Below are 16,717 nucleotides of genomic sequence, written 5' to 3'. Positions count from 1 at the left end.
ATCTGCCGCGCAAGGCTGATTGGGAATTGACGAGCATCGAGCACAGGCTATACATTTATGTATGACCGCCACATCCATCGCCTGGGAATACTACCGTTCGCTGCTGGCCGTGCTGCAGCACGGCTCCCTGTCCGGCGCCGCCCGCGCGCTGGGCATCACGCAACCTACCGTCGGCCGGCATATCGCCGCGCTGGAACAGGCGCTGGGCGCGACCCTGTTTACGCGCTCCCAGCTGGGCTTGCTCCCCACGGAAGTGGCGCTGGCGTTGCGGCCACATGCGGAAACCATGGAGCACACTGCCGCCCTGATGGAGCGCGCCGCCAGCAGCCAGGGGCAGGGCGTGACCGGCGTCGTGCGCATCGCGGCCAGCGAAGTGGTGGGCGTGGAAGTGCTGCCGACTATCCTGGCCCGGCTGCGCGCGCGGCACCCTGGCTTGACCATTGAATTGGTATTGAGCAACAAGGTGCAGGATTTGCTGCGCCGGGAGGCGGACATCGCCGTGCGCATGCTGCGTCCGCGCCAGGAGCAGCTGGTGGCGCGCAAGGTGGGCGATATCGAACTTGGCCTGCATGCGCACGCGGATTACCTGGCGCGCCATGGCACGCCGCTGGACTTGGCCGACCTGGCACGGCATGCCGTCATCGGTTACGACGAGGCGAGCCCGTTCGTGCGCAACGCGGGCGCCGCCTTCCAGGGTTTTTCGCGGGACAACTTTGCCTGGCGCAGCGACAGCGACCTGGCGCAACTGGCCCTGATCCGCGCGGGCGCCGGCATCGGCGTGTGCCAGGCGGGGCTGGCGGCGCGCGATCCGTCCTTGCGGCGCGTGTTGCCGCAAGCGTTTACGCTGCCGATGGCAACATGGGTCACCATGCATGCAGACTTGCGCGGCAGCCTGCGCTGCCGCGCCACCTTCGACGCGCTGGCCGAAGGATTACGCGATTACGTTGCCAGCCAGCCGCTTATTTGACGACTTCCATCTTGGTCTTCTTGCCGTCGCGATATGTAAACAAGGTCAGCGCGCCATCCTTGATGTCGCCGTTGGCGTCGAACGCAATCGGGCCCGTCACACCCTGGTAGTGCACCTTGGCCAGGAACGGCAGGTAGACGGACGGTTTCGACGATTTGGCATCGGCCATGGCGGTGGCCATGGTCATCACGGCGTCGTACACGTATGGCGCGTACAGCTGCACTTCCATGTTGTACTTTTGCTTGTAGCGGGCGCGGAAATCGTCCATGCCTTTTTGCTGCGCGCCCGTCACGCCGCCCGCTTCCGCGCAGGTGACCATGTCCTCGCCCACGGCGTCGCCCGCCAGCTTGCCCAGCGGCTCCGTGCACAGGCCGTCGCCGCCCATGAACTTGGCCTTGATGCCCAGCGCCTTCATCTGGCGCAGCATGGGGCCGCCCACGGAATCCATGCCGCCAAAGAAGATCAGGTCGGGATTTTTCGACTTGATGCTGGTCAGGATGGCATTGAAGTCGGTAGCGTTGGCATTCGTAAATTCCTTGCCGACGATTTGCACGCCTGGCGCCGCCTTCTTGGCGCCCTTGACGAACTGTTCCGCCACGCCCTGGCCGTAGGCCGTGCGGTCATCGATGACGGCGATTTTCTTCGCCTGCAGCTTGCCCACGGCATACGCGCCCAACGTTCCGCCCAGCTTGTTGTCATTGGCGACGACGCGGAAGGCCGTGTTGAATTTTTGCTGGGTGTACGTCGGGTTGGTGGCGGCCGGCGAAATCTGCGGAATGCCGGCATTGAAGTAAATGCGCGAGGCGGGAATCGTCGTGCCCGAGTTCAGGTGGCCGACGACGCCGTTGACCTTGGCGTCGACGAGCTTTTGCGCCACGGCCGTGCCCTGCTTGGGATCGGCCGCGTCATCTTCGGGCACCAGCACGAATTTCACGGCTTTGCCGTCGATCTTGAAGCCTTTGGCGTTCAAGTCTTCGATGGCCATCTTGGCCGCGTTCTCGTTATCCTTGCCCAGGTGGGAGCTGGCGCCAGAGACCGGGGCGACGTGGCCTATCTTGATGATTTCCTGTGCGCCCGCATGGCCGGCAAAGGCGAGGGCGACGGCGAGAGGAAGGACTTTGGTCTTGAGCAGCATAAACATTCTCCAATGGATAAAGATACGGCGGCGTCTCGTGAAAACCGCTTCGACAGGCGGTACGTGTGAAGCAAGGTACAACAAAAAACAGGCGGCGCAAAGCCGCTTTTGGGGCTTTTTGCATTTTGTCGCAACAATCACCAAAGTGAGGCGCGATGCACCGATTTTGCAGGCGCGAGCGCACCAAAGAATGGCGTTGCGAGGGGGAAAGGTGTAGGGGGAATGCTGACATTAACCCAGCGGCAAGGACTGGGGTCGGACCCTCAGGGTCCGACCCCGGCAATTCGCTGTTAGGGGTAAGAGTGGCTTGATTGCTGTGCAGGAGGATGCAAATGTCCCAACTCATGGCTGACCGCATGCGCCACAATCTGTTCCAGCGATTGCTGCAAGTCTTCGCGCAGGGCGCCGCGCATGCCGATCAGGGCGTTTTGCAGGGCCGTCTGCAGCACGTGGGCGATGCGTTCTTCCAGCAGGTGGTCGATCTTGCCCTGCACCTGGTGCAGGATGCGCTGGGTCAGGCGTGCTTCGATGACGTCCCAGTCGGGTTGAGCTATGCTCGGTGGCAATGCCGGCGTTGTCTCGACGGCAGGCGCGGCCGCAGCTGGCGCGACTGGCTCCGTCACGTCCGGCCCCAGCAGCACCTCCGTCAGCAGGGGAATGCCCGGGTCGAATGGCTGCTGGCTCATGTTTTACCTGCCACGAAGTGGGTCGGCTGCACGTTCTGCTGGCGGTAGTGCAGGAAGCGCTGGCGGCCCGCCTGCGCATCTTGCTCATCCATGGAGACGATCTCGAACACGCGCTGGAATTGCGCGTAATTGGCGGGCGGCAGCTGCGACAGGTTGACGAGGATGTCGTGGTGCGGCAGCTCGGCTGCCGCGTCATCGGTCAGGATGATGGGCGTTTGCCCCGCCAGCGGGTCGCCGGCCAGCACGTGCGGCAGGAAATCCGTGGCGGAAATGGTCCACATGGCGCTGTTCAAGGCGTCGAGCTGGGCGCCATCTTGCACCAGGACGACCACCTTGTTGCCTGCCATGTAGGCCTTGCGCGCCAGGCGGCAGGCGTAGGCCAGCTTGTCCGGCACGTTGCTGTGAAAATCGACGCGGCTCATGGCGGTCAGGCTGCCATGCCGCTGTGGCGCAGCAGGGCGTCGATCGACGGTTCGCGGCCGCGGAAGGCCGTGAACGATTCGAGCGCGGGACGCGAGCCGCCGACGGACAGGATTTCTTGCAGGTAACGCTTGCCCGCCGCCGTGGTGGCGGCCGGCCCCAGCGCGCGGGCTTCCTCGAACGCCGCATAGGCGTCGGCGGACAGCACCTCGGCCCATTTGTAGCTGTAGTAGCCGGCCGCGTAGCCGCCGGCAAAGATATGTCCAAAAGAATTCTGGAAGCGGTTGAAGGCGGGCGGGATGATCAGCGCGAACTTGGCGCGCACGCCGTCGATCAGCTGCTGCACGCTCTGGCCAGTGCCGGCGTCGTAGTCATAGTGCAAATGCATGTCGAGCAGGGAAAATTCCACCTGGCGCAGGGTTTGCAGGCCGGACTGGAAATTCTTGGCGGCCAGCATCTTGTCGTACAGCGCGCGCGGCAGCGGCGCGCCCGTGACGGCGTGCGCCGTCATGTGTTCGAGCACTTCCCATTCCCAGCAGAAGTTTTCCATGAATTGCGACGGCAGTTCCACGGCATCCCATTCGACGCCGGCGATACCCGACACGCCCAGCTCGTCGACCACCGTCAACATGTGGTGCAGACCGTGGCCGAATTCGTGGAACAGGGTGATCACTTCATCGTGCGTGAACAGGGCAGGCTGGGCTTGGCCGTCGACCACGGCCGGTTCCGTGAAGTTGCAGGTGAGATAAGCGATCGGCGTTTGCACGTGTTGCGCATCGGCGCGGCGGCCGCGTGCGTCGTCCATCCAGGCGCCGCCGCTCTTGCCCGCGCGCGCATACAGGTCCAGGTAGAACTGGCCGACCAGCTGGCCGTCGCGCTCGATGCGGTAGAAGCGCACGTCCTTGTGCCAGACGGGCGCCGCGTCGAGCTTGATCTCGACGTTGAACAGGTTCTGGATCTGGCGGAACAGGCCGTCGATCACCTTGTGTTCAGGGAAATACTGTTTGACTTCCTGGGCCGAGAACGCGTAGCGGCGTTCCTGCAGCTTTTCGGAAGCGTACGGCACGTCCCACGCTTGCAGTTCGGCGATACCCAGTTCTTCCCGGGCGAATTGTTTGAGTTCGGCCAGGTCTTTCTCGGCGAACGGGCGCGCGCGTTTGGCCAGGTCTTCCAGGAAAGTGATGACTTGCGCGGGCGAGGTGGCCATCTTGGAGACCAGCGACACTTCGGCGAAATTGGCGTAGCCGAGCAGTTGCGCCTCTTCGTTGCGCAGTCGCAACAGGGTCACGATGTTCTGCGTGTTGTCCCACTCGTCCTTCTTGCTGAAGACGTCGCCCTGGTCCGACGCCTTGGTGGCGTTGGCGCGGTAGATGGTTTCGCGCAGCGCGCGATTGTCGGCAAATTGCAGGATCGGGTAATACGAGGGGAAGTGCAGCGAGAATTCATAGCCCTGCTTGCCGGCCTTGTCGGCGGCGGCGCGCGCGGCGGCCTTCACGTCGTCGGGCAGACCGGCCAGGTCGCTTTCCTTCTCGACCAGTAATTTGTAGTCATTCGTGGCGTCGAGCACGTTTTCGGAAAAGCGCGTCGAGACGGCCGCATGTTCTTCCTGGATGGCGCCGAAGCGCTCTTTCTTGTCTTCGGGCAACTCGGCGCCGCCCAGGCGGAAGTCGCGCACGGCATTGTCGACGATGCGCCGGCGCGCCGGCGACAGGCTGGCGAAAGCGGGGCTCGCTTGCAGCTGCTTGTATTTGCCGAAGAGGATGTCGTTCTGGCCCAGTTCGGTCCAGAATTCCGTCACCTTGGGCTGGTTGGCATTGTAGGCGGCGCGCAGTTCCGGCGTGTCGACCACGCTGTTGAGGTGGTTGACGATGCTCCAGGCCCGGCCCAGGGTTTCGGCGATCTGGTCCTGTGGCGCGACGAAGTTTTCCCAGCTCACTACTTCCATGGGCGCTTCCAGCTGCGCCACTGTGGCGCGCGCCTGGGCCAGCAGGGTATCGATGGCAGGCGTGACATGCTCGTGCGTGATCGCGTCGAAGCGTGGCAGGCCGGAAAAATCAAGCAGGGGATTGGTGTTCATCGTCGGTTCCATATAGTAAGAGGGGCGGTCATGCCGCCCCGGTGTTGTTACACTCGCTCTGCGGCCTCGACGGTATTCATCAGCAACATGGTGATCGTCATCGGGCCCACGCCGCCAGGCACGGGCGTGATGTGGGAGGCGACTTCTTTCACTCCAGCAAAATCCACGTCGCCGCACAGCTTGCCTTCATCGTCGCGGTTCATGCCCACGTCGATGACGATGGCGCCCGGCTTGACCATGTCGGCCGTCAGGGTGTTGCGGCGACCGACGGCGGCCACGACCACGTCCGCCTGGCGCGTGTACAGGCCCAGATCCGGGGTCGCACTATGGCAGATGGTGACGGTGGCATTCGCTTGCAAGAGCAACAGGGCCATCGGCTTGCCGACGGTGTTGCTGCGGCCGATGACGACGGCGTGCTTGCCGCGCAAGTCCACGCCCGTGCTTTCGATCAACTTCATGCAGCCATACGGCGTGCACGGGCGGAAGCCGGGCAAGCCCGTCATCAGTTCGCCGGCGCTCAGCACCGAATAGCCGTCCACGTCTTTCGTCGTGGCGATCGCTTCGATGACCTTGTGCGGGTTGATGTGCTTGGGCAAGGGCATTTGCACGAGGATGCCGTGGATGGCGGGATCCGTGTTCAGGCTGGCGATGCGTGCCAGCAAGTCCGCTTCGGACAGGTCCGCTTCATATTTTTCCAGCACCGAGTGGAAACCCACGTCGCCGCACGCCTTGACCTTGTTGCGGACATACACCTGGCTGGCCGGGTCTTCGCCGACGAGGATCACGGCCAGGCCGGGCTGGGTGCCCTTGGCCGTGAGGGCGGCGGCGCGCGTGGCGATCTCGCTGCGCAGTTTTTGGGAGAGGGCGATTCCGTCGATCAGTTGTGCTGGCATGGTAGGGAGGCTGTGTGGGAGGGAAAAGACAGATTATAAAGCCGGGCGGCGCAAAGGGGCGGTTTTGGCTATGCAAAGGCGTCACAACAGCGGGCCAGAGACGCAGGCCTGAGAAAATGCCGATGGCGGCGTTGCAGCTCCTTGCCCTCGACGTTCTTCAGGCCCGCCTGGCCCGGTATGCCTGTGCCGACGACTGGGGCGTTAATGCGTTTTTCTGGTGTGCTGGTGGCCTAGGGCGCGCAAGGGCCTGCGGTTCTTTTGGCGCCGTTTTTGGCACTTTGATCACCCTAATTTCCGGGCAGAATTTGCGGCACTGCAGCATAAATTCCATAGGGCAGTTTCACAATGCGAAATGCTATATCGTAATTTGAAAAATAGTAAATACGCTGTTAGAATCCCCACACTAAACCGACTTAATAGTAAATAATCAGCGAAATACCGTCCGACAGCGATCCGGAAAATCGGGGTGGGGCGTTCACAAAGGAGACTCAACAGATGTCAGCTCAACTGAACCAGGTAACGACACAGATCGGCACCGACCCGGATATGCAGGAAACCAAGGAGTGGCTGGACGCGCTCGAAGCCGTGCTGGAAAATGAAGGTCCGGAACGCGCGCATTACCTGATGGAGCGCATGGTTGACCTGGCCCGCCGCCGTGGCGCCCAGATCCCGTTCTCCAGCACCACCGCCTACGTCAACACCATCCCCACCAAGCAAGAAGCACACTGTCCCGGCAACCTGGAGTACGAAGAGCGCCTGCGCTCGTGGATGCGCTGGAACGCCATGGCCATGGTCGTCAAGGCCAACCGCGCCGACGGCGACCTGGGCGGCCACCTGTCCTCGTTCGCTTCGCTGGCGAACATGCTGGGCATCGGTTTCAACCACTTCTGGCACGCGCCAACGGCCGACCACGGCGGCGACCTGCTGTACATCCAGGGCCACTCCTCGCCCGGCGTCTACGCGCGCGCCTTTCTGGAAGGCCGTTTGACGGAAGAGCAGATGCTGAACTTCCGCAAGGAAGTCGACGGCAAGGGCCTGTCCTCGTACCCGCATCCTAAATTGATGCCTGACTTCTGGCAGTTCCCGACCGTGTCGATGGGCCTGGGCCCGCACATGGCGATCTACCAGGCGCGCTTCCTGAAATACCTGCACGCACGCGGCATCGCGAAAACCGACAACCGCAAGATATGGGCCTTCTGCGGCGATGGCGAGATGGACGAGCCGGAGTCCTTGGGCGCGATCGGCCTGGCCGCACGCGACATGCTCGACAACCTGGTCATCGTGGTCAACTGCAACCTGCAGCGCCTGGACGGCCCGGTACGCGGCAACACCAAGATCATCCAGGAACTGGAAGGCGAATTCCGCGGCGCCGGCTGGAACGTCGTCAAGGTCATCTGGGGCCCGGGCTGGGACGCCCTGCTGGCACAGGACAAGGAAGGCATCCTGCAGCGCGTGATGATGGAAACCGTCGACGGCGAATACCAGAACTACAAAGCGAAAGATGGCGCCTACGTGCGCAAGCACTTCTTCGGCAAGCATCCGAAGCTGCTGGAAATGGTTGCCAACATGACGGACGACGACATCTGGCGCCTGACCCGTGGCGGCCACGATCCGCACAAGATCTACGCGGCCTTCAAGATCGCCCAGGAACACAAGGGCCAGCCGACCGTCCTGCTGGTGAAAACCATCAAGGGCTATGGTATGGGCAAGTCCGGGGAAGCGCGCAACACGGCGCACCAGACGAAAAAACTCGACGACGAAGCCATCCGCGAAATGCGCGACCGCTTCTCGCTGCCTATCCCTGACGACAAGCTGGCCGACATCCCGTTCTTCAAGCCTGCCGACGACGCGCCGGAAATGGTCTACCTGCACGAGCGCCGCAAGGCCCTGGGTGGCTACCTGCCGCAGCGCCGCCAGAAGTCGGAAGAAACCCTGCCCGTGCCTGGCCTGGACGCGTTCAAGAACGTGCTCGAAGCGACGCCTGAAGGCCGTGAAATCTCGACCACGCAAGCGTTCGTGCGCGTCATCTCGACCCTGCTGAAAGACCCGAACCTGGGCCAGCGCGTCGTGCCTATCCTGGTCGATGAATCGCGTACCTTCGGCATGGAAGGCCTGTTCCGCCAGATCGGCATCTACAACCCGAAAGGCCAGTTGTACGAGCCGGTCGACAAGGACCAGGTCATGTACTACCGCGAAGACAAGGCGGGCCAGATCCTGCAAGAAGGCATCAACGAAGCGGGCGGCATGAGCTCGTGGATCGCCGCGGCGACGTCGTATTCGACCAACGACCGCATCATGATCCCGTTCTACACCTTCTACTCGATGTTTGGCTTCCAGCGCATCGGCGACCAGGTATGGGCTTCGGCCGACATGCGCGCCCGCGGCTTCCTGATGGGCGGCACGGCCGGCCGCACGACGCTGAACGGCGAAGGCTTGCAGCACGAAGATGGCCACAGCCATATCTTCGCCGCGACCATCCCGACCTGCATGCCGTACGATCCGACCTTCAGCCATGAAGTCGCCGTCATCATCCAGGACGGCCTGCGCCGCATGATCGCCAACCAGGAAGATGTGTTCTACTACATCACGATCATGAACGAGAACTACGCCCAACCAGGCATCAAGCCAGGCCAGGAAGAAGGCATCCTGAAAGGCATGTACAAGCTGCAGGAAGGCCAGGCTGACGCCAAGCTGCGCGTACAACTGATCGGCTGCGGCACCATCCTGCGCGAATCGATCTTCGCCGCCGAACTGTTGCAAAACGACTGGGGCGTGGCTGCGGACGTGTGGTCGGCGCCGTCGCTGACCCTGGTGGCTCGCGATGGGCAGGATGCGGAACGCTGGAACATGGTCAACCCGTCGAAACAGCAGCGCGTGCCTTACGTGACGTCGCTGATGCAGGACACGGACGGCCCGATCGTCGCCACGACCGACTACATGCGCGCGTTTGCAGAACAGATCCGCGCCTTCATGCCGAAGGGCCGCACCTACAAAGTGCTCGGTACCGATGGCTTTGGCCGCTCGGACAGCCGCGCCAAGCTGCGCGAGTTCTTCGAAGTGAACCGTTATTATGTCACCGTGGCCGCGCTCAAATCGCTGGCTGACGAAGGCAAGATCGACGTGTCGGTGGTGGAGCAGGCGATCGCCAAGTACGGCATCGACGCGAACAAACCGAATCCGGTGACCCAGTAATCGTTGTGCGGACCCGATGATGCCAGGGCGGTGCGAAAGTGCCGCCCTGGCGTGTGTGCGGGTCCATCTGACAAATAAAATAACGGAGCAAGCTATGAGCATTGTGGAAGTCAAAGTCCCGGATATCGGCGATTTCAAGGAAGTCGAGATCATTGAACTGATGGTCAAGCCAGGCGATACGGTCAAGGTCGACCAGTCCCTGATCACGGTCGAATCGGACAAGGCCAGCATGGAAATTCCATCGAGCCACGCCGGTGTCGTCAAGGAATTGAAAGTCAACGTGGGCGACAAGATCGCCGAAGGTTCGCTGGTCCTGCTGCTGGAAGTGGCGGACGACGCCTCTGCGCCGGCGCCTGCCGCGGCCGCCCCGGTTGCAGCACCTGCCGCTGAAGCCGCTCCCGCCGCGGCCGCGCCAGCGCCTGCCACCCCTGCCGGCGCGCCCGCTCTGGTCGACGTGACCGTGCCCGATATCGGCGACTTCAAGGAAGTCGAAGTCATCGAACTGATGGTCAAGGTTGGCGACAGCATCAAGGTCGACCAGTCGCTGCTGACGGTCGAATCGGACAAGGCCAGCATGGAAATCCCGTCCAGCCATGCCGGTATCGTCAAGGAATTGAAGGTCAAGGTCGGCGACAAGGTTGCCAAGGGTAGTCTGGTACTGGTGGTGGAAACGACAGGTGGCGCCGCCGCTCCTGCCGCTGCCGCCTCGGCCGCCGCGCCGGCGCAAGCCGCCGCCGCACCAGTCGCCGCCGTCGCTTCGGCGCCGGTCGCCGCCGCACCTGCCGCCGCACCTGCCGCCGCCCCTGCCGTGAACGGCAAGCTGGCGCACGCGTCGCCATCGATCCGCAAGTTCGCGCGCGAACTGGGCGTGGAACTGGCGCTGGTTGGCGGTTCCGGTCCGAAGGGCCGCATCACCCAGGAAGACGTGCAGAATTTCGTCAAGGGCGTGATGTCAGGCGCCGTCGCCGCGCCAAATGCGCCGGCCGCTGCCAAAGGCGGTTCGGGCGTGGGTCTGGACTTGCTGCCATGGCCGTCGCTGGACTTCAGCAAATTCGGTACGACCGAACTGCTGCCGCTGTCGCGCATCAAGAAAATCTCGGGTCCGAACTTGCACCGCAACTGGGTCATGATCCCGCACGTCACGCAGTTCGACGAAGCGGACGTGACGGACCTGGAAGCGTTCCGCGTCGATACCAACGCGGCCAATGCGAAGAACAAGGATGCGGCCAAGCTGACCATGCTGGCCTTCGTCATCAAGGCCTCCGTCGCCGCGCTGAAGAAATTCCCCGCGTTTAACGCCTCTCTGGATGCCAAGGGCGAGAACCTGATCCTCAAGCAGTACTACAACATCGGCTTCGCGGCCGACACGCCGAACGGCCTGGTGGTCCCCGTGATCAAGGGCGCGGACCAGAAGTCGGTCTCGCAAATCGCCCGCGAAATGACGGAACTGTCGCTGCAGGCGCGCGAAGGCAAGCTGAAACCGGCCGACATGCAGGGCGCCAGCTTCACCATTTCGTCCCTGGGCGGCATCGGCGGCACGCACTTCACGCCTATCGTCAATGCACCGGAAGTGGCCATTTTGGGTCTGTCGAAAGCCTCGATCAAGCCGGTATGGGATGGCAAGGCCTTCCAGCCGCGTTTGATGATGGGCACCTCGCTGTCCTACGACCACCGCGTGGTCGATGGCGCGATGGGCGCGCGATTCTCCGTGTACCTCGGCGAAGTCCTGGCCGACATGCGCAAAATTCTGCTGTAAGGAGCGATTGATGAGCACAGTAGAGGTAAAAGTACCGAACATCGGCGACTTCAAGGAAGTCGAAGTCATCGAACTGATGGTCAAGGTGGGCGACACCATCAAGGTGGACCAGTCGCTGATCACGGTTGAATCGGACAAGGCCAGCATGGAGATTCCGTCGACCCACGCCGGCGTCGTCAAGGAAGTCAAGGTCAAGGTCGGCGACAAGATCGCCGAAGGCAGCGCGCTGCTGGTGGTGGAAGCATCCGAAGGCGCGGCCGCTGTCGCTCCTGCGGCCGCTCCTGCGCCTGCGGCAGCCGCTGCGGCTCCGGCTGCGGCACCAGCGGCACCCGTCGCCGCCATCCCGGCCGGCAATTACAGCGGCCAGGTCGACATCGACGTCGACATGATGGTCCTGGGCGGCGGTCCCGGCGGCTATTCGGCGGCGTTCCGCGCGGCCGACCTGGGCATGTCGACGGTCATCGTCGAACGCTACGCCACCCTGGGCGGCGTGTGCCTGAACGTGGGCTGCATCCCGTCGAAGGCGCTGCTGCACGTCGCTTCCGTCATCGATGAAACGGCGCACATGTCCAACACGGGCGTGACGTTCGCCAAGCCGACGATCGACATCGACCAGGTACGCAAGTACAAGGAAGGCGTGATCTCGAACATGACGGGCGGCCTGGCCGGCATGGCCAAGGCGCGCAAGACGCAAGTCGTCACGGGCGTGGGCCAGTTCCTGTCCGCGAACCATATCGAAGTGACGGCAGGCGACGGCTCGAAAAAAGTCGTGCAGTTCAAGCAGGCGATCATCGCCGCCGGTTCGTCCGTGGTAAAGCTGCCCTTCGTGCCGGAAGACCCGCGCATCGTCGATTCGACGGGCGCGCTGGAATTGCGCCAGATCCCGAAACGCATGCTGGTCATCGGCGGCGGCATCATCGGCCTGGAAATGGCGACTGTGTATTCCACGTTTGGCGCGCGCATCGACGTGGTCGAAATGATGGATGGCCTGATGCAGGGCGCGGACCGCGACGCCGTCAAGGTGTGGCAGAAGTTCAACGAGAAACGCTTCGACAACATCATGACCAAGACCAAGACGGTGGCCGTCGAGGCACTGCCGGAAGGCATCAAGGTCACGTTCGAAGCGGCCGAAGCGGGCGCCACGGCGCCGGCGCCGCAAGTCTACGACCTGGTGCTCGTCGCCGTAGGTCGCAGCCCGAACGGCAAGAAGATCGCCGCCGACAAGGCCGGCGTGCAAGTGACGGATCGCGGTTTCATCAACGTCGACAGCCAGATGCGCACCAACGTGCCGAACATCTTCGCCATCGGCGACCTGGTGGGCCAGCCGATGCTGGCGCACAAGGCCGTGCATGAAGCCCACGTGGCGGCCGAAGCGGCTGCTGGCCAGAAGTCGCACTTCGACGTCAAGGTGATCCCGTCGGTCGCCTACACGGACCCGGAAGTGGCATGGGCCGGCATCACGGAAGACGAAGCGAAAGCCAAGGGCATCAAGGTCGAGAAGGGCCACTTCCCGTGGGCCGCCTCGGGCCGCGCCGTGGCCAACGGCCGCGCCGAAGGCTTCACCAAGCTGCTGTTCGACGCGGAAACGCACCGCATCATCGGCGGCACCATCGTCGGCACGCATGCGGGCGACATGATCGGCGAAATCGCGCTGGCCATCGAAATGGGCTGCGACGGCACCGACATCGGCAAGACCATCCACCCGCACCCGACCCTGGGCGAGTCGATCGGGATGGCTGCTGAAGTGTACGAAGGCGTGTGCACGGACTTGCCGCCACCGCGCAAGCGCTGATGGTTTAGCCTACACGTTGTAGTACTCAAAAACCCGCAAGCGATTGCGGGTTTTTTATTGTCCAACGACGATTAAACACCTCATCGGCAGCAGCATCGTCGGCACGCATGCGGGTGACAGGTGAACGATGAAGCGGTGAAATCGCGCTGGCCATCGAAATGGGCTGCGACGGCACCGACATCGGCAAGACCATCCACCCGCACCCGACCCTGGGCGAGTCGATCGGGATGGCTGCTGAAGTGTACGAAGGCGTGTGCACGGACTTGCCGCCACCGCGCAAGCGCTGATGTTTTAAGCGCACCTTGCAACATGAAAAACCCGCAAGCGATTGCGGGTTTTTTTATTTTCCTTGACCTTTAGCATGGTAAAGCGTGGCGCATCGGCCTCATGTGAAAATTGGTGAGTATTGCCGTATGGAAAAAGTGGCAGAATGGAGGTCTGTCACCATGTTCTTTTTTTTTGCTGCAACAGAAGCGTGTGATTTTTCCAGGAATGTTGCCAGCGTGGGATACGGTCAAATTCCGCTGTACTGAGAGAGTTTTGCAACGATGAAAAAATTTACCGCCCTTCATATTGCCGATGTCCGTTTGCGCCGGGCCGACGAGCAAGAGCAAGCCGTGATGTTGCATGCCTTGTACCAGGATGTGGCCGCTATCCTGGCGGCGGGCAAGAGGATCGATGCGATTTTCTTCACGGGCCAGCTGGTGGCGCCCGACGCCTGTGCCGGCACGACGCCCGTGTACGTCTACGAATATTTCCTGCGACCCTTGCTGCAGGCGGCCAGCCTGCCGGGCGCGCGTTTCTACCTGGTGCCGGGCAGCCGCGCGCAGGGTGTCGCGGCGGCGGCGCTGGGCGATGCCGGCTTCAGCTTTTTCTCCGCCGATGAGCACGCCAGTGCCGAGCAGCGCGCGCACTACAAGAATATCCACGCCGTGTTCCATGGCCACCAGCATACGGGCGACGCCAGCTCGCTGATGAAGTCGCTGGGCATCCTGTTCAAGAGCAATCCCGGCAGCCTGTACGGTGCGCAGGGCCAGATGGCGGCGTTTGCCGTGCTCGAGTTCGGCACAGGCGCGGCCGATGGCGGCGCGGCAGGCGCGCAGTGGACGGTGTCCCTGCGCGAGTTCGATGACGTGAGCAAGAGCTTCGCCCTGTCGGTGCTGTACACGCCGAATGGCCAGGAAACGGGCCAGATGGATGCCGACTATGTGTTTGCCACCTTGCTGCCGCAGCTGGCGGACGAGCGCGCTTATCTGGACGGCTTGCTGGGCACGGCGGGCGCGCAGCCGCGCGTGGACGCCGGCGTGGCTGCCGATGCGCGCGAATTCCTGATGGAGCTGGCGTTCGTGATGTTCGAAGCCAAGACGGTATTCCTCAGCGAGGCGGAGCTGGAGCGCTTTGCCAGCGACTATTGCGGCGTGAAGGGCTGGAACATGGCAGCCGGGGAGTGGCTGGCGCCGTTGTATGCGCATGGCTTGCTGCTGCGGGCCGATGGCCAGGTGGCGTTTTCCTTCGATTATTTCCGCACGTATTTCCTGGCGCAACGCTTTGAAACCTCGTTCGATCTGATGCGCTATGGCCCGGAGCGCCACGACGGAAGTGAGTCTTCACTTGCCTTTGACGGCGCTTTGGCGGCCCAGCCTTTCCTGTGCGCGCTGGGCTTGAACGAAGAATATGCGGAAGCGGCGCTGCCGGAAGACTGCAGCCGCCCTGCCTGACTTGCGCGGTCAGCCGTCGCGCGTCAGTCCGCGAGCGGCTGGCGCAGGGTGCCGCGCAGGAACAGGTCGAGACTGACCTCCACCTTGGCGCGCAATTGCGCCACGTCCGGTTGCGCCGGTGGCGGGAACAGCAGGCGCGACATCTGGTCGCCCAGCAGGCAATTGAGCAGGTGCAACGCCAGCATGGAGGGCGTCAACGCCGCGCGGAACAGCGGTGCGATGTCGGGGCGGCTGAAAAACTTGGTCAGCATCTCGCGCGTCTGCCCCGGTCCCACCTTGTAAAACGTTTCCGCCAGTTCCGGGTGGGTGGCCGCTTCGGCCACCACCATGCGATTCAGGCGGATCGCCGCCGGCATGGTGACGAGCTGCACGAACAGCAGGCCGAACTCGCCCAGGATGGTGGCCAGGGGCCGCATATCCGTTTCCAGCGCCGGCATGGTCGAGAAGTAGGCGGCGCGGCGCAATTCCACCACGGCATTGAACAAGCCCGACTTGCCGCCAAACTTCACATAGATCGTGCGCACGGCCACGTGGGCTTCGCGGGCGATCATTTCCAGGCTCACCTTTCCATACCCTTTTTCGAGAAACAGGCAGCCGGCCGTGTGCAGCAGATTGTCCATGCGCGCTTCCATGTCGGCCGCGCGCGGACGGCCGGCTGGCTTGCCGCAGCAGGAAAGCTCCTGGGCGGCATCGTCGGATTCTGTATCGGTAGGCAAGGTATCGCTGAGGCCGGGATCGGACATGGTCTGGGTCTCTTTATAAGTGGAAAAGTAAGTGATGGCTCACACTGTAGTGCAAATTAAAATGAAATGCAATCGTTTCATTTCTTGACTTTGGCTTTTCTTTGCCCAATAATGAACCTATATCATTTCATTTTCGGAGCGAGTATGTCCAACCAGCCAGGCCAAGCAGAGCACAAGGTGCTGAGTGCCGTCCCACCCGCGGCCCCTGCCGCACCTTCCACGCCCGCCGCTTCCGCCAGCTCCGCCCCACCGAACAACCGCGTGAAAATCATCGCCGGCCTGATCGTCCTCGTCGCGCTGGGCGCCGGTGCGCGCATGTGGTACCGCAGCCACTATTTCGTGGAAACGGAAAACGCCTATGTGGCCGGCCACGTGCATCCCGTCTCGGCGCGCATTTCCGGCGTCGTCACCAAGGTCTTCATCGACGACAATCAGATCGTGAAAGAGGGTGACGTGATCGCCGAACTCGACCCGTTCGACCAGCGCGTGAAAACCGAGCAGATCGCCGCGCAGATCGCCAGCGCCGAGCAGCAAGTGCTGCAGGCGGACGCGCAGATCGCGCAAGTGCAGGCGCAAGCCAGTGGCGCCCAGGCGCAAGTGGCGCAAGCCGATGCCCAGCTGCTGCGCGCGAAACAGGATGCGGAGCGTTATGGCCAGCTGTACACGAGCCAGATGAAAGCCGTCTCGAAAGCGGAACTGGACGCCGCCAATGCGGCACGCTCGAGCGCCGTGGCCGACCTGGCCGCCCGCCGCGACAGCGCTTCCGCCGCCAAGGCGCAGATCGGTGCGGCGCAAGCTGCGCGTGACGTGGCCAAGGCGCAAGTGGCCGTGCTGCGCGTGCAATTGAAGGACGCGGAGCAGCAGCTGCAATACAACCGCATCCTCGCCCCCGTCGCCGGCCGCATCGGCAAGCGCAACGTGGAAACGGGCATGCGCGTGCAGCCTGGCCAGCAATTGACGGCCATCGTGCAGGACAACGTCTGGGTCACCGCCAACTTCAAGGAAACGCAACTGGCCGACCTGCACCGCGGCCAGAGCGTGCACGTGAGCATCGACGCCATGCCGGGCAAGAAACTGGTGGGCACCGTGGACAGCTTCGCGCCTGCCTCGGGCGCGCAATTCGCCCTGCTGCCAGCCGATAACGCCACCGGCAACTTCACCAAGATCGTCCAGCGCGTGCCGGTGAAAATCGTCTTCCAGCCGGAAGACATCAAGGCCATGAATGGCCGCCTGGTGCCGGGCATGTCGGTGATCGCCGAAGTGGAAGTGAACCAGCCCGCGTCGGCCGAGGCACCGCGCCACGCCGCCGCGCCAGCCGCCCAGACCACCGCCCGCTAA

The 16,717-nt window shown here is 63.0% G+C and carries 12 protein-coding genes and 1 pseudogene; 7 read left to right on the top strand and 6 right to left on the bottom strand.

What is annotated here, in order from left to right:
* Nucleotides 1-61: 61 nt before the first annotated feature.
* A complete protein-coding gene (locus GCN78_RS03085) occupies nt 62-967 on the top strand; it encodes a LysR family transcriptional regulator (RefSeq protein WP_152250374.1) in 906 nt (301 codons plus the stop codon).
* On the opposite strand, the gene GCN78_RS03080 is transcribed toward GCN78_RS03085, so the two are convergent.
* The 5 genes from GCN78_RS03080 to folD all read right to left on the bottom strand — a co-directional run bounded on the left by GCN78_RS03080 (nt 960) and on the right by folD (nt 6,178).
* Nucleotides 960-2,102: a branched-chain amino acid ABC transporter substrate-binding protein gene (locus tag GCN78_RS03080; RefSeq protein ID WP_152250373.1), complete on the bottom strand. Its 1,143-nt coding sequence runs from the start codon at nt 2,100-2,102 to the stop codon at nt 960-962. The two genes, GCN78_RS03085 and GCN78_RS03080, sit on opposite strands and share 8 nt — an antisense overlap.
* A 290-nt stretch (nt 2,103-2,392) precedes the next feature.
* A complete protein-coding gene (locus tag GCN78_RS03075) occupies nt 2,393-2,788 on the bottom strand; it encodes a hypothetical protein (RefSeq protein ID WP_152250372.1) in 396 nt (131 codons plus the stop codon).
* The gene (locus GCN78_RS03070) at nt 2,785-3,210 is read right to left on the bottom strand and encodes a DNA polymerase III subunit chi (protein ID WP_152250371.1); all 426 of its coding nucleotides are present in this window, start codon (nt 3,208-3,210) and stop codon (nt 2,785-2,787) included. The genes GCN78_RS03075 and GCN78_RS03070 overlap by 4 nt, the downstream gene beginning before the upstream one ends.
* Nucleotides 3,211-3,215: 5 nt before the next feature.
* The gene (locus GCN78_RS03065) at nt 3,216-5,285 is read right to left on the bottom strand and encodes a M3 family metallopeptidase (protein ID WP_152250370.1); all 2,070 of its coding nucleotides are present in this window, start codon (nt 5,283-5,285) and stop codon (nt 3,216-3,218) included.
* Nucleotides 5,286-5,332: 47 nt separating this feature from the next.
* Nucleotides 5,333-6,178 carry a bifunctional methylenetetrahydrofolate dehydrogenase/methenyltetrahydrofolate cyclohydrolase FolD gene (folD, locus tag GCN78_RS03060; protein WP_152250369.1) on the bottom strand — a complete coding sequence of 282 codons (846 nt, stop codon included), beginning with the start codon at nt 6,176-6,178 and terminating at the stop codon, nt 5,333-5,335.
* Nucleotides 6,179-6,673: 495 nt separating this feature from the next.
* Here folD and aceE point away from each other — a divergent pair, with 495 nt between their 5' ends.
* The 5 genes and pseudogenes from aceE to GCN78_RS03035 all read left to right on the top strand — a co-directional run bounded on the left by aceE (nt 6,674) and on the right by GCN78_RS03035 (nt 14,636).
* The gene (gene aceE / locus GCN78_RS03055) at nt 6,674-9,370 is read left to right on the top strand and encodes a pyruvate dehydrogenase (acetyl-transferring), homodimeric type (protein WP_010400959.1); all 2,697 of its coding nucleotides are present in this window, start codon (nt 6,674-6,676) and stop codon (nt 9,368-9,370) included.
* Between the two features lie 94 nt (nt 9,371-9,464).
* Nucleotides 9,465-11,126, top strand: coding sequence for a dihydrolipoyllysine-residue acetyltransferase (gene aceF / locus GCN78_RS03050; protein WP_152250368.1), 1,662 nt, complete (start codon nt 9,465-9,467; stop codon nt 11,124-11,126).
* 10 nt (nt 11,127-11,136) lie between these two features.
* A complete protein-coding gene (lpdA, locus tag GCN78_RS03045) occupies nt 11,137-12,918 on the top strand; it encodes a dihydrolipoyl dehydrogenase (RefSeq protein WP_152250367.1) in 1,782 nt (593 codons plus the stop codon).
* 134 nt (nt 12,919-13,052) lie between these two features.
* Nucleotides 13,053-13,205 (top strand): annotated as a pseudogene (locus tag GCN78_RS29860) (hypothetical protein); the annotation flags it as partial.
* 261 nt (nt 13,206-13,466) lie between these two features.
* On the top strand, nt 13,467-14,636 hold the full coding sequence (locus GCN78_RS03035) for a hypothetical protein (RefSeq protein ID WP_152250366.1): 1,170 nt from the start codon (nt 13,467-13,469) through the stop codon (nt 14,634-14,636).
* A 23-nt stretch (nt 14,637-14,659) separates the two neighbouring features.
* On the opposite strand, the gene GCN78_RS03030 is transcribed toward GCN78_RS03035, so the two are convergent.
* Complete coding sequence (locus GCN78_RS03030; RefSeq protein WP_152250365.1) at nt 14,660-15,379, bottom strand: TetR/AcrR family transcriptional regulator; 720 nt, start codon at nt 15,377-15,379, stop codon at nt 14,660-14,662.
* A gap of 144 nt (nt 15,380-15,523) precedes the next feature.
* Here GCN78_RS03030 and GCN78_RS03025 point away from each other — a divergent pair, with 144 nt between their 5' ends.
* Complete coding sequence (locus GCN78_RS03025) at nt 15,524-16,717, top strand: HlyD family secretion protein (protein ID WP_152250364.1); 1,194 nt, start codon at nt 15,524-15,526, stop codon at nt 16,715-16,717.

The organism is Janthinobacterium rivuli (genome assembly GCF_009208735.1).
Lineage (GTDB): Bacteria > Pseudomonadota > Gammaproteobacteria > Burkholderiales > Burkholderiaceae_D > Janthinobacterium.
This window is presented reverse-complemented; position numbering and strand designations above follow the sequence as displayed.

Excerpts from the sequence above, each read along its gene's own strand:
- GCN78_RS03085 (WP_152250374.1), top strand. The coding sequence starts at position 62 with ATGACCGCCACATCCATCGCCTGGGAATACTACCGTTCGCTGCTGGCC.
- GCN78_RS03080 (WP_152250373.1), bottom strand. The coding sequence starts at position 2,102 with ATGCTGCTCAAGACCAAAGTCCTTCCTCTCGCCGTCGCCCTCGCCTTT.
- GCN78_RS03075 (WP_152250372.1), bottom strand. The coding sequence starts at position 2,788 with ATGAGCCAGCAGCCATTCGACCCGGGCATTCCCCTGCTGACGGAGGTG.
- GCN78_RS03070 (WP_152250371.1), bottom strand. The coding sequence starts at position 3,210 with ATGAGCCGCGTCGATTTTCACAGCAACGTGCCGGACAAGCTGGCCTAC.
- GCN78_RS03065 (WP_152250370.1), bottom strand. The coding sequence starts at position 5,285 with ATGAACACCAATCCCCTGCTTGATTTTTCCGGCCTGCCACGCTTCGAC.
- folD (WP_152250369.1), bottom strand. The coding sequence starts at position 6,178 with ATGCCAGCACAACTGATCGACGGAATCGCCCTCTCCCAAAAACTGCGC.
- aceE (WP_010400959.1), top strand. The coding sequence starts at position 6,674 with ATGTCAGCTCAACTGAACCAGGTAACGACACAGATCGGCACCGACCCG.
- aceF (WP_152250368.1), top strand. The coding sequence starts at position 9,465 with ATGAGCATTGTGGAAGTCAAAGTCCCGGATATCGGCGATTTCAAGGAA.
- lpdA (WP_152250367.1), top strand. The coding sequence starts at position 11,137 with ATGAGCACAGTAGAGGTAAAAGTACCGAACATCGGCGACTTCAAGGAA.
- GCN78_RS03035 (WP_152250366.1), top strand. The coding sequence starts at position 13,467 with ATGAAAAAATTTACCGCCCTTCATATTGCCGATGTCCGTTTGCGCCGG.
- GCN78_RS03030 (WP_152250365.1), bottom strand. The coding sequence starts at position 15,379 with ATGTCCGATCCCGGCCTCAGCGATACCTTGCCTACCGATACAGAATCC.
- GCN78_RS03025 (WP_152250364.1), top strand. The coding sequence starts at position 15,524 with ATGTCCAACCAGCCAGGCCAAGCAGAGCACAAGGTGCTGAGTGCCGTC.